Source organism: Citrobacter sedlakii (genome assembly GCF_018128425.1).
GTDB lineage: Bacteria > Pseudomonadota > Gammaproteobacteria > Enterobacterales > Enterobacteriaceae > Citrobacter_A > Citrobacter_A sedlakii.
Window position 1 is genome coordinate 4,671,515 of record NZ_CP071070.1, and the last position, 14,340, is coordinate 4,685,854.

The 14,340-nt window shown below is 54.5% G+C and carries 14 protein-coding genes; all 14 read right to left on the reverse strand.

Annotated features, from left to right (window positions below):
- Position 1: 1 nt before the first annotated feature.
- Complete coding sequence (gene wzyE / locus JY391_RS22080; protein WP_211935026.1) at positions 2–1,354, reverse strand: ECA oligosaccharide polymerase; 1,353 nt, start codon at positions 1,352–1,354, stop codon at positions 2–4.
- Positions 1,351–2,430 (reverse strand): TDP-N-acetylfucosamine:lipid II N-acetylfucosaminyltransferase, encoded by a 1,080-nt coding sequence (locus JY391_RS22085; protein WP_042292811.1) that lies wholly within the window; start codon positions 2,428–2,430, stop codon positions 1,351–1,353. Before JY391_RS22085 ends, wzyE begins: the two co-directional genes overlap by 4 nt.
- Positions 2,427–3,677 (reverse strand): lipid III flippase WzxE, encoded by a 1,251-nt coding sequence (wzxE, locus tag JY391_RS22090; protein WP_211935027.1) that lies wholly within the window; start codon positions 3,675–3,677, stop codon positions 2,427–2,429. Before wzxE ends, JY391_RS22085 begins: the two co-directional genes overlap by 4 nt.
- Position 3,678: 1 nt before the next feature.
- Entirely contained in the window at positions 3,679–4,809 is a 1,131-nt protein-coding gene (rffA, locus tag JY391_RS22095) for a dTDP-4-amino-4,6-dideoxygalactose transaminase (RefSeq protein ID WP_042292814.1), read from the reverse strand.
- Positions 4,810–4,813: 4 nt separating this feature from the next.
- Positions 4,814–5,491 carry a dTDP-4-amino-4,6-dideoxy-D-galactose acyltransferase gene (gene rffC, locus JY391_RS22100; RefSeq protein WP_211935028.1) on the reverse strand — a complete coding sequence of 226 codons (678 nt, stop codon included), beginning with the start codon at positions 5,489–5,491 and terminating at the stop codon, positions 4,814–4,816.
- A complete protein-coding gene (gene rfbA / locus JY391_RS22105; RefSeq protein WP_181822264.1) occupies positions 5,469–6,350 on the reverse strand; it encodes a glucose-1-phosphate thymidylyltransferase RfbA in 882 nt (293 codons plus the stop codon). The genes rffC and rfbA overlap by 23 nt, the downstream gene beginning before the upstream one ends.
- A 111-nt stretch (positions 6,351–6,461) precedes the next feature.
- Entirely contained in the window at positions 6,462–7,529 is a 1,068-nt protein-coding gene (gene rffG, locus JY391_RS22110; protein WP_211935029.1) for a dTDP-glucose 4,6-dehydratase, read from the reverse strand.
- Complete coding sequence (gene wecC / locus JY391_RS22115; RefSeq protein ID WP_211935030.1) at positions 7,529–8,791, reverse strand: UDP-N-acetyl-D-mannosamine dehydrogenase; 1,263 nt, start codon at positions 8,789–8,791, stop codon at positions 7,529–7,531. Before wecC ends, rffG begins: the two co-directional genes overlap by 1 nt.
- Entirely contained in the window at positions 8,788–9,918 is a 1,131-nt protein-coding gene (wecB, locus tag JY391_RS22120) for a non-hydrolyzing UDP-N-acetylglucosamine 2-epimerase (protein ID WP_205613161.1), read from the reverse strand. Before wecB ends, wecC begins: the two co-directional genes overlap by 4 nt.
- A gap of 55 nt (positions 9,919–9,973) precedes the next feature.
- Positions 9,974–11,020: an ECA polysaccharide chain length modulation protein gene (gene wzzE, locus JY391_RS22125; RefSeq protein ID WP_211935031.1), complete on the reverse strand. Its 1,047-nt coding sequence runs from the start codon at positions 11,018–11,020 to the stop codon at positions 9,974–9,976.
- A 12-nt stretch (positions 11,021–11,032) separates the two neighbouring features.
- On the reverse strand, positions 11,033–12,136 hold the full coding sequence (wecA, locus tag JY391_RS22130) for a UDP-N-acetylglucosamine--undecaprenyl-phosphate N-acetylglucosaminephosphotransferase (protein WP_042292819.1): 1,104 nt from the start codon (positions 12,134–12,136) through the stop codon (positions 11,033–11,035).
- A 240-nt stretch (positions 12,137–12,376) separates the two neighbouring features.
- Positions 12,377–13,636: a transcription termination factor Rho gene (gene rho / locus JY391_RS22135; protein WP_002437993.1), complete on the reverse strand. Its 1,260-nt coding sequence runs from the start codon at positions 13,634–13,636 to the stop codon at positions 12,377–12,379.
- Between the two features lie 87 nt (positions 13,637–13,723).
- Positions 13,724–13,846, reverse strand: coding sequence for a rho operon leader peptide (locus JY391_RS22140; RefSeq protein WP_120714861.1), 123 nt, complete (start codon positions 13,844–13,846; stop codon positions 13,724–13,726).
- A gap of 125 nt (positions 13,847–13,971) precedes the next feature.
- Complete coding sequence (gene trxA / locus JY391_RS22145) at positions 13,972–14,301, reverse strand: thioredoxin TrxA (RefSeq protein WP_042292820.1); 330 nt, start codon at positions 14,299–14,301, stop codon at positions 13,972–13,974.
- Between the last annotated feature and the right edge of the window lie 39 nt (positions 14,302–14,340).

The window sequence follows — 14,340 nt, forward strand, 5'->3', positions numbered from 1 at the left end:
GCTATCCTTCAACCTGTTTTCGCGGCAGGGTTTTTATACGTTTATGGATCAGTCCGGCGCTGTCGAACAGCCAGAACAGGAGTTTAGCGATCAGCAGACTGGCGCCAAAAACCACCATGAAAAACACCACGCGAGAGACAAACGAGTCCAGCCCCTCACGCGCCAGCACGATCATGTTGAATATCGCGCCAAAGCAGAAACTGTGCAGAATGGCCGCCTTATAGCGATTCGTCTCGCGGTTACCCAACTCATACAGCCAGTCAAACCATTTGATGATCAGGCCCACCACGATCGCCCCCAGCGGGATAAACAGCGCGCCGCCCATCACCACCAGCGAACCAATTAACGTTGGAGAGATTGCCAATCCGGAGTGGTTGTTCAGCACTTCCCAGGTAAAATAGTTAGCGGCGTTCAGCACCATGCCGGGACGCCCTGGCCACAGCCAGGAAGGGATGAACACGTAAAAGTCGCGGACAATGGGCGCCAGCCCCTGAAATTCGATTTTGTCGTAATTTTGCAGCAGCAGCGCCAGGTTTTCCCACGGTGAAAAGGTGTCGCGGGTCAGATAAAGGAAAGTGTAAAACGCCTCATCGCCGCTGACGTTCAGCCCATAGCGTTTTAGCGCCAGCCAGAACATGCCGACAATCCCCAGCACGCCCGCCGCCGCCAGCATCCACAATGAAATCCAGCCGCGAATGATGCCAATAAACAGGAAAATAGCGAAAGCGATGATGATATTGGCGCGGGTGCCGCCAACGATCATATAGGTCAGTAGTCCAAACGCGACGGTACTGACCAGAAAGAACAACCAGGCTTTGCTGTCCTGACGCAGGAAATAAACCACCAGCATCGCCGGAATGAAAAAGTAAAAGAAGCGCTTTAACGCCACGCCGGAAACTTCGCTGGAAAAAATCTGGCTGTAGGAATGCAGACGGAACAACAGGAAACCGTTGTGCATAAAGAAAACGCCAACGCTCACCAGCGCGATGCCCATCAGAATCACCCACGTTAAATGGGTTTCCACGCGGTTCATGGTAAACAGCGGTTTGCGCGGTACGTCTGCTGCCCGTTTACGCAAGCGGGTCTTATAGGTCACATAATAGACCGCATAAAAACAGGCGGCGGACAACAAGGCCTGTAACAAAATTTCCGGCGGCGCGACGCCCACATCAAAGCGGAACACCAGCACACTGGTCAGTGGAAAACCGAAAAAGAAGGTCAGCAGAAACAGCAGCGAGAAAAAGACGTTGAAGTTAAAGCGCACGCGGCGAAATTCGAACCAGGTCAACGTGGCAATGAACAACGTCGCCAGTAGCCAGACGGCGAACAGCCCACTGAACTGCATCAGGCTCATACGGCCTCCCCTGCGGCGATTCTGATCGCCTTGTGCCAGGGTTGCAGGTAGTTCGGGCTAAAGAAAGTGATCGCGTTTTTATCAACCGATGCCAGCTGGCGCTGCGCTTCTCGCACCACCTGTTCATTCAGCGCATCGCTGGTAAACAGTACCGGCAGTTGCTGTTCCACCATATCCTGCCAGAACGGGTTTTCGCGGTTCAGCACGCATGGTACTCCAGCCTGGATAAGCAGGCACAGCGTACCAATCCCCTGCTGACGGGCAAAAATAAAGTAGCCGAGGTCGCACTGGCGAAGCAGCGTCAGATAGGCGTCGAATGCCAGTTTTTCCTCAAGCACCTGCAAATTTTCCGCGCGGAACAGCGCCAGACCAGCCTGTTTCACTTCAGCAATATAGGCGTCGTTATTGGCCGGATACCCCATCGGGACGATGACGTTGACCGTATCGCCAAACTGCTGATGCACCGCTTTCAGCGCGGCAATATGTTCGTTGCTGCGATCGCCGGAATTCCCCACCAGAACGGTCATTTTCCCGCTACGCTGCCGATCGTTCGCCATATTATTTAGCGCGGGATCCATTCGCGTCGGGAAATACAGCAGTTCACCAGGAACGCGTGGATGCAGCCCGGCGAAATAGCGCAGATCGCCACGGGTAGCAAATACGCCGCCAACGCGGTTCTGCGCCAGACGGCGAACTGGATAGAACAGCTTAAATTTCAGACCGCCGGACACTTCGTACAGATCCGCTCCCCAGATATGCCAGTAAAACTGACCGGGCTTAATGCCGCCGCTGAGCAGCGCCAGCCATAGCGCGGTATTGAACTGCCCGTGAAAAAAGAACCGCTGCTGGCGGTTCGCTTTGGCTTTCGCGATAACCGCCTCGGCCAGCGATTTTTTACCGTTGTAAAACGAAAGGGAGAGCGACGGACAACTTTCCGTCAGTCCGGTGTCCTGACCGGCAACCATAAAGAGACGGGCATGCTCGCTGGTTTGCGCCAGCGCGTCGTTAAAAAACCGCAGCACGGTTTGATTATGGTGAGGGATATCCGATCCCAGTACGTGAATCAGTACAGTCATGCCCGCCTACGCCAGAGTAAAAATACGCCACAACAGAGTGAAAAATAGACGACATAGGTGGCCATATACGCCTGCGCCGCACCCAGCGCGCCGTGCGTCGGGATCAGCCAGTGCGCAAATGCCGTCAGTAAAATGAACTGGCTGATTTCAGCCAGTATGTAAAACCGCAGCGACGCTTTCGCGATCACCAAATAGCCAAATACATATGCGCCGACTTTCAGCACATCCCCGACCAGTTGCCAGGCAAACAGATCGCGCATGGCGCTGAACTTGTCAGAGAAAAGCAGCCAGATAGCAACATCGCGCAGCAACCAGACGGTAAAACTTGCCGCCGCCACCGCTGGCAGCACAAACTTCAGCGACCTGACCACTTCCCGCGTAATATCGCGTTTCTCGGTCAGTCGCGACAGCGTGGGCAACAGCCAGACGCTGAACGAGGCGGTAATAAATTGTAGATAAGCGTCGGAAATGCTGCTCACGCCCTGCCAGATGCCAACGTCATCCCAACTGTAGTGCGCCGCCAGCAGGTTTCGCATCATGACATAAGCCACCGGCAGCGTGACGGAAGTGATTAGCGCCATCAGGGTGAACTTGCTGAGCTGACCCGCCAGTCCGTTATCCCAGGACGGCTTCAGGTAGCGCAGCGGGATCGTCCCCCGCTTCATCAGTATCACAGCCGCCGGAATGACCACCAGCGCGGGCACCAGCGCCAGGCCAAGCAGCGCGCCTTCATAACCGCCTACCCGGTAGCAGCCGTAATAGGCGACGACCCCCACCAGGCTGCCGACAATCAATGACAGCGCGTTTCCGGCTGCATCGCGAAAGCCCTTCATCAGCGCCAGCAGCAGGTTAGCCCAGGCGATACCCATCTGCACCAGCGCCACTAAACGTACTAGCCCCTGATACTGAGTATGACCGAATAACCCCTGACTTATCGGCGCAGCCGCCACCAGGAACACCAGCGCCAGCAGCGTGGAAAATCCGAGCACCATCGCTGAAGAGGTACCGACGACTTTTCGCAACTGCGCCGGGTTGTCGTGCGTCTGCGCAACGTATTTAGTGACGCCGTTGAAAATCCCGGCGCCCGCCAGCACGCCGAGAACGGTGACCATCTGGCGGAAGTTTCCCGCCTGCCCGACGCCCGCCGGGCCGAATGTCACCGCCAACAGTTTAACGACCAGTAACCCGGCGCCAATTTTGACCAGCGTACTGGCCGCCGTCCACAGGGACGCTTTCGCAAGCGACATATCAGGCGAAATAATTCAGCAATGTGGTAATCACCGTGCGTTGATTCACTGCCGACAGGTTATAGAACAGCGGCAGGCGCAGCAGGCGTTCACTCTCTTTGGTGGTATAGCGATCTTCGCCGTGGAATTCACCAAACTTCTCCCCTGCCGGGCAATCGTGCAGCGGGATATAGTGAAACACCGCCATGATTTCCGCTTCTTTGAGGAAGTTGATCAGCGCGCTCCGGTCATCAATATTACGCAGCTTGATATAGAACATATGAGCGTTCTGTTTGCAGTCGCCCGGAATGGACGGCAGTTCAATACGTCCGGCACGCGCCAGGGGCTGTAGCGCGTCATAATAGGTTTGCCACAACGCCAGACGCTGTTGGTTAATGCGATCTGCGGCTTCCAGTTGCGCCCACAGATAAGCGGCCTGGAGATCGGACATCAGATAGCTGGAGCCGATATCGCGCCAGGTATATTTATCCACCTGACCGCGGAAAAACTGGCTGCGGTTAGTACCCTTTTCACGGATGATCTCCGCGCGTTCGATCAGTTTGCGATCGTTAATCAGCGTCGCGCCGCCTTCGCCGCCCGCGGTGTAATTTTTGGTTTCGTGGAAACTAAAGCAGCCGATGTGACCGATTGTACCCAACGCGCGGCCTTTGTACGTCGACATCACACCCTGCGCGGCATCTTCGACCACATACAGATGATATTTTTCCGCCAGCGCCATGATAGTGTCCATCTCACAGGCCACGCCCGCATAATGAACCGGCACAATCGCCCGGGTTTTATCGGTGATCGCCGCTTCAATGCGCGTTTCGTCGATGTTCATGGTATCCGGGCGGATATCCACAAAGATGATTTTCGCGCCGCGCAGCACGAAGGCATTTGCCGTCGATACAAAGGTATAGCTCGGCATGATCACTTCATCGCCCGGCTGGATATCCAGCAGCAGCGCCGCCATTTCCAGAGAGGCGGTGCAGGACGGCGTCAGCAACACTTTCGCGCTGCCAAAACGCTGCTCCAGCCACTGCTGACAGCGCCGGGTAAAACCGCCGTCGCCGCACAGTTTGCCGCTGCCCATCGCAGACTGCATGTAGTCAAGTTCGCTTCCCACCACCGGCGGTGCGTTAAACGGAATCATGTTGTCACCTGTATAACCAGTACGCAGTGCTTTCCACGTTCGCACCGCTTTGTATATAACGTTTAAGCGCGGCGGTGTTGCCCATTTGGGTCGCCACCCGCAATGTCGTTTTGCCATGCGCCCGCGCCCAGCCGAGCGCCGCCTGCACCAGCTCAGCGCCTGCGCCACGCCCGGCCAGTAAGCCGATGCGCGCCTCGCTGTCATTCACTTCTCGCAGCGAAACATAGCCGCGGATATCGCCGTTCGCCGCCCGCAGAACCAGACACTGGCTATCAAACGTGCCGCGCACCGCGTTTTCTATCCACTGCGCATAGAAGCGCGCGCTGGCGTCTGGCGCATACCACGGCGCGCGAAAGCGGCTTTGTGCGAAGGCGACAGCGGCATGGTCGCGCAGCGCAGGAATGTCTGCCAACTGTGCAATTTCCGCGCCATTCTGCGCGCATTCTGCCGTCACGGGCAGCGCTAAATCGACTTCGCCCTCGACAAGGGAAAAACCCAGTTGTTGCAGCGCATCCAGCTCAACCGTATTCGCCGCCGGAATTTTCGCCTGCACACGTGACCATCGCTGTAGTGCTGCCACCGTTAAAGGCGACGCCGCAGGGTTAATGCGCACAATGGCGCTGTTCACGCCAAAGAAAGCGTTTTCCCAGCTTAACGGCTCAATACTGGCGCGGACGTGCACGGAGCAACTCCAGTAAATATTGACCGTATCCGGTTTTTGCCAACGCGCTGGCGGCGCGTTTTACGCCGTCATCATCCAGCCAGCCGTTGCGCCAGGCAATCTCTTCCAGACACGCTATTTTAAAACCCTGACGTTTTTCCACCGTCTGAACAAATGTACTCGCCTCAATCAAGCTGTCATGCGTACCGGTATCTAACCAGGCAAAGCCGCGCCCCAGTAGCTCGACTGTCAGATTGCCAGCGTCGAGGTACATCTGGTTGATTGAGGTGATTTCCAGCTCACCACGCTCAGAAGGCTTAACACGCTTCGCGTACTCCACCACTTTGCTGTCGTAAAAATACAGCCCCGTTACCGCCCAGTTTGACTTAGGTTGCTTTGGCTTTTCTTCTAATGAGATCGCGCGAAAGTTATCGTCAAATTCCACCACACCGAAGCGTTCAGGATCCATAACCTGATAACCAAACACTGTCGCGCCTTCGGTCCTTGCCGCAACGTGCCGCAGTTTTGGGCTAAAGCCCTGACCAAAAAAGATATTATCACCAAGCACCAGACAAGAAGGTTCGCCGTTTAGGAACGTTTCAGCGATGATAAACGCCTGAGCAAGCCCATCCGGGCTGGGCTGTTCGGCATACTGTAAGTCGATACCAAATGCCGAACCATCACCCAGCAGACGCTGAAAATAACCTTTATCTTCTGGTGTCGTGATGATCAAAATTTCACGGATTCCGGCCAGCATCAAAACGGACAACGGGTAATAAATCATCGGCTTGTCATAAATGGGCAGTAACTGCTTCGACACGCCGCGTGTGATCGGGTGCAAACGGGTACCTGAGCCGCCCGCCAGAATGATACCTTTCATGTGTTCCTCCTCCGGGAGCCAAAGTCCGGCTCATCAGGCGTAATTGTCGCAGCCAGTTTGAGCACTACTAGGTTCAAAATGGCAAGTAAATAGCCTGATGGGCTGGGGTTTTTAGCCTTTCAGACCCAAACGTTGCCCTTGATAGCTGCCGTCCTGCACTGGTTTCCACCAGGCTTCATTCGCCAGATACCATTGCACGGTTTTACGCATTCCGCTTTCAAAGGTTTCCTGTGGCGTCCAGCCGAGCTCGCGCGCAATTTTCGCCGCATCAATGGCGTAACGTAAGTCATGGCCCGGACGATCATCAACAAAAGCAATCAGTTCACGGTACTGAGTAATACCGCGCGGCTTATTCGGCGCCAGCTCTTCCAACAGATCGCAAATAGTCTCGACCACATCCAGATTCTTCCGCTCATTGTGGCCACCGATGTTATAGGTTTCACCCACTGTTCCAGTGGTCGCCACGAGATACAGCGCCCGGGCATGATCCTCCACATACAGCCAGTCGCGGATTTGCTGTCCGTTACCGTACACGGGCAGAGGTTTCCCCGCCAGCGCGTTAAGGATCATCAGCGGGATGAGTTTTTCCGGGAAATGATAAGGCCCATAATTATTCGAGCAGTTGGTGATCAGCGTCGGCAAGCCATAGGTGCGCAGCCAGGCGCGTACAAGGTGATCGCTGCTGGCTTTCGACGCCGAATAGGGACTGCTGGGCGCGTACGGCGTGGTTTCAGTAAAGAAGTCTTCCGCTGAATGCAGGTCGCCATAAACCTCGTCCGTGGAGATATGGTGGAAGCGAAATGCCGTTTTTTTAGTGCCCGCTAAAGCACTCCAGTATGCACGGGCTGCCTCCAGTAATGTGTACGTGCCCACGATGTTCGTTTCAATAAACGCCGCCGGGCCGTCAATAGAGCGATCAACATGGCTTTCCGCCGCCAGATGCATCACACAGTCCGGTTGATACTGTTTAAAAACGCGCGCCAGCGCGGCGCGATCGCAGATATCCACTTTCTCAAAGGCGAAACGCTCACTCAGCGCAACTGGCGCTAATGACATCAGGTTTCCGGCGTAGGTGAGTTTATCCACCACCACCACCGAATCAGCCGTCTCATTAATGATATGCCGTACCAACGCCGAGCCGATAAACCCCGCGCCACCTGTGACCAGAATCCGTTTCATTAACGCCAGACCCCTTTGGTATCAACGATATATTGCTGACGAACCGCGTCACCGCGCATCGCCTTAAACTCATTATGATCGACCAGCATCACCAGCACGTCGGCGGTTGCCAGCGCATCGTCCAGCGTCGCCAGCGCGCACAGGCCATCCAGCTTTTTCGGTAACTGATGGATATTCGGCTCCACCGCCAGCGTTTCACCGCTGTGCCATTGGGCGATATTCTGCGTAATTTCCATTGCCGGGCTTTCGCGGAGATCGTCGATATTCGGTTTGAAAGCCAGCCCAAAGCAGGCGATTTTCACTTCGCTGGCGCGCTTATCGGTCGCAGCCAGGCAATCCGCCACGGCGGCTTTCACCTGGTCAACAACCCAGTGCGGCTTACCGTCGTTGACTTCACGCGCGGTACGAATCAGACGCGACTGCTGCGGGTTTTGCGCCACGATAAACCACGGATCGACGGCGATGCAGTGCCCGCCAACGCCCGGTCCGGGCTGGAGTATATTGACCCGAGGATGGCGATTCGCCAGTTGGATCAGTTCCCAGACGTTAATCCCCTGATCGGCGCAGATCAGCGACAGTTCATTCGCAAAAGCAATATTGACATCGCGGAAACTGTTTTCCGTGAGCTTACACATTTCCGCTGTGCGGGCGTTCGTCACCACGCACTCACCTTCAAGGAAGATCTTGTACAGTTCGCTGGCGCGCGCCGAGCATACCGGCGTCATACCGCCAATCACGCGGTCATTCTTAATCAGTTCGACCATCACCTGACCCGGCAGTACGCGTTCAGGACAATAGGCCACATTGACGTCGGCCTGCTCTCCGGCCTGCTGCGGGAAAGTGAGATCCGGGCGCATCGCCGCCAACCAGGCAGCCATTTGCTCTGTCGCACCGACTGGCGAGGTAGACTCAAGGATCACCAGCGCCCCTTTTTTCAGTACCGGCGCCACGGATTTCGCCGCGGCTTCGACATAGGCCATATCGGGTTCGTGATCGCCTTTAAACGGTGTGGGAACAGCGATCAGGTATGCGTCAGCGTCAACCGGCGTAGTGGTGGCGCGCAAAAATCCGCCCTCAACCGCCGTTTTTACCACCTTACCCAGATCCGGCTCAACGATATGAATTTCACCGCGGTTGATGGTTTCTACCGCGTGCGGGTTAACGTCCACACCAATGACCTGCTTTTGGCGCGACGCGAAGGCGGCCGCCGTTGGCAAACCGATATATCCCAGACCAATAACAGAAATGGTAGAAAAACTCATAGCGATACCCGACTGTTTTTTAAAGCGTCTAAAATTCGGCCACAGGCCTGCCCGTCACCGTAAGGGTTATGGGCGCGACTCATGGTCTGATATTCATTTTCGTCATACAGCAAGCGCGTGACTTCCGCAACAATGCGCCGGGAGTCAGTGCCCACCAGGCGCACCGTCCCCGCCGTCACGGCTTCTGGGCGTTCGGTCGTTTCACGCATCACCAGTACCGGTTTGCCCAGCGACGGCGCTTCTTCCTGAATCCCTCCGGAGTCGGTGAGGATCAGCCAGGCGTGATTCATCAGCCAGACAAAAGGTAAATAGTCCTGCGGTTCAATCAGCATCACGTTTTCAACGTGACCGAGAATACGGTTGACCGGCTCACTGACGTTGGGGTTCAGATGGACCGGATAGACAATTTGCACGTCCTGGTTGGCGGCGGCAATATCCGCCAGCGCATGGCAAATCTGCTCAAAACCACGGCCAAAACTTTCACGTCGATGCCCCGTCACCAGAATCAGCTTTTTATCTTCGCAGAGGAAAGGGTAGCGTTCGGCCAGCGCTGAGCGCAGCTTATCGCTGGCCAGGACGCGGTCACGCACCCAAATAAGCGCATCGATCACCGTATTGCCGGTAACAAAGATGCGGCTGTCAGCGATATTTTCACGCAGCAGGTTTTGCCGTGAGTTTTCAGTCGGCGCGAAATGGTACATCGCCAGATGGCCGGTCAACGTCCGGTTTGCCTCCTCCGGCCACGGCGAAAAAAGATCGCCAGTGCGAAGTCCGGCTTCCACGTGCCCGACAGGGATGCGTTGATAAAATGCCGCAAGACTGGTGGCGATAGTGGTGGTGGTATCGCCATGTACCAGTACCACATCAGGCTTGAAATCAGACAGGATAGGCTTCAGCCCTTCCAGAATTCGACAGGTTATTTCTGTCAGCCCCTGACCCGGTTGCATGATATTAAGATCGTAGTCAGGAACAATGGAAAAGAGGTTCAAAACCTGATCGAGCATCTCCCGGTGTTGCGCGGTGACGCAAACTCTCGCTTCGAAATCAGGATCCTTTGCCAGCGCATGAACCAAAGGCGCCATTTTGATGGCTTCCGGTCGCGTGCCAAATACAGTCAGTACTTTCACATCGATTCTCTTCGAATAGTCAGTGAGGGCCCAGCCCCTCACTGCGGCAGTCGTGCTAGATCGTGCGGCGGCGGGTTAACGCAACACCAGCGCCGATAAGCCCCCCCACGATGCCCCACATCACCATCAGGAAGGCACGGCGCGGGCTATCGCGTTTTACCGGTTCTTCCGGCGTCCGCAAATAGCGATAGGTCTGAAAACGCGGGTCCAGGGTTGGCCCCACGTTCAATGTATTTAGCATGGCCCGGTTCTGGAAGTAGTCCAGATCGAAGGTGGGACCAACGGCCTGTAAATTTTCGAGGCGAGCCTGGAGCATCGGACGTCCCAATAAAAACAGTTCCGACTCCGGCAATTCATCCGGCGGAACGTCTGTCTGCGTGCGGGAAATATTGTGCTGCTCGGCGATTTTCAGCGCCTGTTCGATACTGCTTACGCGGCGGGAGAAAATGGCTTTTGCCACCTCTTCCTGGCGTTTAACCTGCGCTTTCATTTGCACGGTCCGCGCCGCCCATGCGCCTTTCAGCTCGTCATTCAGATGGCTTGCCGCGCGCTGGCTCGAGAAGGCGACATACTGGCGCAACAGATTGTTGGCGTCAGGTGCGGTTTCGGCAATCAGCTTGACGCTGTCGTTAACAGCACGAGTGAAATCACCGGGGATAAACTGAATATTGTTGATCAGCTCATCCAGCATCGCGGCATCGGCCTTGCTGTTACCCACCATCCGTTGCTTGTAATAGTCGGTTTGCAGCCAAAAATCGCGACGAGTATCCCAGGAGGCCAGCTGCATCACGAACTCTTTGTAGGCTTCATCCATCACCGAAGGCTGTTCGGCTGGCGTATTGCTGACTTTGACATCCAGATTACGCAGAAACTGCTGCTGGGAATAGTAGCCTCCCAGCATGTTCACCGTGGGACGATCGGAAATGGCGGTCGCGCTCCACTCCTGGCGGGCAAAGAAGGTATACGCTAACGCGAGCAGCGCGAACAACAGTGCGACACCGACAATCCATACCTTCCCGGCCCATAAGGTACGAAACAACCCACGAATATCCAGTTCATTTTCAGCGCTCACGGCGTGTGCCCCCGGTAATGGTTGAGTCATCGCACCCTCGATTTACTTGATTAAATTTGGCTTATTATCTCGGTTTCTGCGCAGTCTGCGCTTTAAGCGTTTGATGAATCTCGCCACTTTCCAGGCACGCTTAATGCAGTAACCGTAGAGGAAGAATGCTAGCAAAAAGAGCACCAACATGACCCACTCAGGCACAATTTGAGAGTATTCCGCAAGCACGCCAATAGAGGCGAGGATGGCAGCGGCCAGGGTAATGAGGACAAACGCCTGGCGGGAAGTAAACCCTGCGCGCATGATCAAATGATGAATGTGCTGACGGTCAGGCGAGAACGGGCTCATTCCTTTGCGCAGGCGGCGGTACATAATGGCCACCATGTCCATCAGCGGAATGGCGATGATCCACAGCGCGGTAACCGGGCTAATAGGATGGGTTTGTCCTTGCGTGGTTTCTAACAGGATCCAGATGACGGTAAAGCCTATCAGCGTACTGCCAGCGTCCCCCATAAAAACCTTGTAGCGTCGACCCAGCGCGCCCAGGTTCAACAGGATATACGGCAGGATGGCGGCTATCATCGCAAAGCACCAGATGGCAAGGCTTGTCTGTCCGTCAAACCAGAGGATAAGCCCCATCGCCCCAAAGGAGACGCTGGAAAGCCCACCTAACAGACCGTCGATGCCATCAACCATATTAAAGGCGTTGATGGCCGCCCAGACGGCGAAAAGGGTGAGGAAATAACCGAAAGGACCGAGCACCATTTCCCACGGCCCAAAAATGTAGCCGAGACTGCTGAGGTAGAGTTTACCGACCACCATCATAACGACGCCGATAGCGGCCTGTACGGTAGCGCGTATTTTTACGCTGATATCAAAACGATCGTCGAGCGCGCCGATAAAAACCAGCACGCCCGCACAGGCAAGATAAAGAGCAGCATGGGGGATATAATAATCAGCAATGCCGAACGTGAAACAGATCCCCGCATAAACTGAAATGCCCCCAACCAACGGTATCAATCCCTGGTGGCGTTTGCGGAAGTTGGGCTTATCCACTAAACCGATCTTTTTTGCTACCTTGCGCGCAAAAAACAGAAACAGTGTCGTGAATAAAAAAATACTGATGAGATCAGTACTGACTGTCAGTAAATTCACAATGCGTGCTCTCAGAGAAAATTATTAGCAGAAGTATAACCACGAAGACCTGTATTCAGAAGGGAAACTCCATTCCGAAGCGTCTGTTTTGTATTATTTTTAACCACATTTCGTATTTACCAGGCAAAACGCGGTGCAGCGGAGTGTGTTTACGCAACATCTTATTAAGACGTTGTTAAGATTACAGGCATAAAAGCAAAACGCCACGTAAAAACGTGGCGTTTTTGGCTGGTCGTACTCTTACGAACGCTTCATCATGTCGAAGAAATCATCGTTGGTCTTGGTCATCGCCAGCTTATTGATGAGGAACTCCATTGCGTCGATTTCGCCCATTGGGTGAATGATCTTACGCAGGATCCACATCTTCTGCAGCTCTTCCTGGGTGGTAAGCAACTCTTCTTTACGGGTACCGGAACGGTTGTAGTCGATAGCCGGGAAGACGCGTTTTTCCGCGATCTTACGGGAGAGGTGCAGTTCCATGTTACCGGTGCCTTTAAACTCCTCGTAGATAACTTCATCCATTTTGGAGCCGGTATCGATAAGCGCGGTCGCGATGATGGTCAGGCTGCCGCCCTCTTCCACGTTACGCGCCGCCCCGAAGAAACGCTTCGGACGATGCAGGGCGTTGGCATCCACACCACCGGTCAACACTTTACCGGAAGCCGGTACCACGGTGTTGTAGGCACGCGCCAGACGGGTGATGGAGTCGAGCAGAATGATAACGTCTTTCTTATGTTCAACCAGGCGCTTCGCTTTTTCGATCACCATTTCGGCGACCTGAACGTGACGGGATGCCGGTTCGTCAAAAGTCGACGCAACCACTTCACCTTTCACCAGACGCTGCATCTCGGTCACTTCTTCCGGACGTTCGTCGATCAGCAATACCATCAGCACGCAGTCTGGGTGGTTGTAGGCAATGCTCTGCGCAATATTTTGCAGCAGCATGGTTTTACCCGCTTTCGGCGGCGCCACAATCAAGCCACGCTGACCGCGACCGATTGGCGAAGCCAGATCCAACACGCGCGCCGTTAAGTCTTCAGTCGAACCGTTACCCCGTTCCATGCGCAGACGAGAGTTGGCATGCAGCGGCGTTAAGTTTTCGAAAAGGATTTTATTGCGGGCGTTTTCCGGTTTGTCATAGTTAACTTCGTTAACTTTCAACAGCGCAAAGTAGCGTTCGCCTTCTTTCGGCGGGCGAATCTTACCAGAGATGGTATCACCAGTGCGGAGGTTGAAACGGCGGATTTGGCTGGGGGAAACGTAGATGTCATCAGGACCGGCGAGGTAGGAGCTGTCTGCGGAGCGGAGGAAACCAAATCCATCCTGCAATATCTCCAGCACACCGTCACCAAAGATATCTTCGCCACTCTTTGCGTGCTGCTTCAGGATGGCAAAAATAATGTCCTGCTTACGCATACGAGCCAGGTTTTCCAGCCCCATATTTTCGCCGAGAGTGATCAGCTCAGAAACCGGCGTATTCTTTAATTCGGTAAGATTCATAATGGTGTGAGTTCTTAAACTTGGGGTAAATCTCGAACTTAATGTTGTGAATGGTATGGCAGGGTCATCCATGCCTGTTTACGGCCATCAACTCATGTCTGTTCGCTGTCTGGTCACAGGAAAGTACGCAGAACTGAAACGACAAGACGGAATGAATGATAAGCCAGGAATCTGTCCACATCTCGGGTGAAACTGAGACGTTGTGGAAATAGCAAGATTCAAACTTAATAAGGTATGTTTAATACGAAGTCAACACTAACTTAGCACGACTCACGCCGGGCGTCCAGTCATCCGAATCATTTAGGATTAAGGGCGCCCGAGCATGAGGTATCCTCTTACGCGATATTCGCGTCGAGGAATTCTTTCAGCTGACCTTTGGACAGTGCGCCCACTTTGGTCGCTGCAACTTCACCGTTTTTGAACAGCAGCAGAGTCGGGATGCCACGGATACCATACTTCGGCGCGGTGCCTGGGTTCTGGTCAATGTTCAGTTTAGCAACCGTCAGTTTGCCCTGATATTCGTCAGCGATCTCATCCAGAATCGGGGCGATCATTTTGCACGGTCCGCACCACTCTGCCCAGAAATCGACGAGGATGGCCCCGTCCGCTTTGAGTACATCCGTGTCAAAACTGTCGTCAGTCAGGTGAATAATTTTATCGCTCATATTAACTCCACAGGAATAAGCCTGGTACGTTGGTTTTGC

What these genes read in the sequence shown, in the direction of transcription:
- rffG (WP_211935029.1), bottom strand. Translation starts at nt 7,529, where the DNA reads ATGAAACGGATTCTGGTCACAGGTGGCGCGGGGTTTATCGGCTCGGCG.
- rfbA (WP_181822264.1), bottom strand. Translation starts at nt 6,350, where the DNA reads ATGAAAGGTATCATTCTGGCGGGCGGCTCAGGTACCCGTTTGCACCCG.
- wzzE (WP_211935031.1), bottom strand. Translation starts at nt 11,020, where the DNA reads ATGACTCAACCATTACCGGGGGCACACGCCGTGAGCGCTGAAAATGAA.
- rffA (WP_042292814.1), bottom strand. Translation starts at nt 4,809, where the DNA reads ATGATTCCGTTTAACGCACCGCCGGTGGTGGGAAGCGAACTTGACTAC.
- wzyE (WP_211935026.1), bottom strand. Translation starts at nt 1,354, where the DNA reads ATGAGCCTGATGCAGTTCAGTGGGCTGTTCGCCGTCTGGCTACTGGCG.
- rho (WP_002437993.1), bottom strand. Translation starts at nt 13,636, where the DNA reads ATGAATCTTACCGAATTAAAGAATACGCCGGTTTCTGAGCTGATCACT.
- JY391_RS22085 (WP_042292811.1), bottom strand. Translation starts at nt 2,430, where the DNA reads ATGACTGTACTGATTCACGTACTGGGATCGGATATCCCTCACCATAAT.
- wecC (WP_211935030.1), bottom strand. Translation starts at nt 8,791, where the DNA reads ATGAGTTTTTCTACCATTTCTGTTATTGGTCTGGGATATATCGGTTTG.
- wzxE (WP_211935027.1), bottom strand. Translation starts at nt 3,677, where the DNA reads ATGTCGCTTGCGAAAGCGTCCCTGTGGACGGCGGCCAGTACGCTGGTC.
- trxA (WP_042292820.1), bottom strand. Translation starts at nt 14,301, where the DNA reads ATGAGCGATAAAATTATTCACCTGACTGACGACAGTTTTGACACGGAT.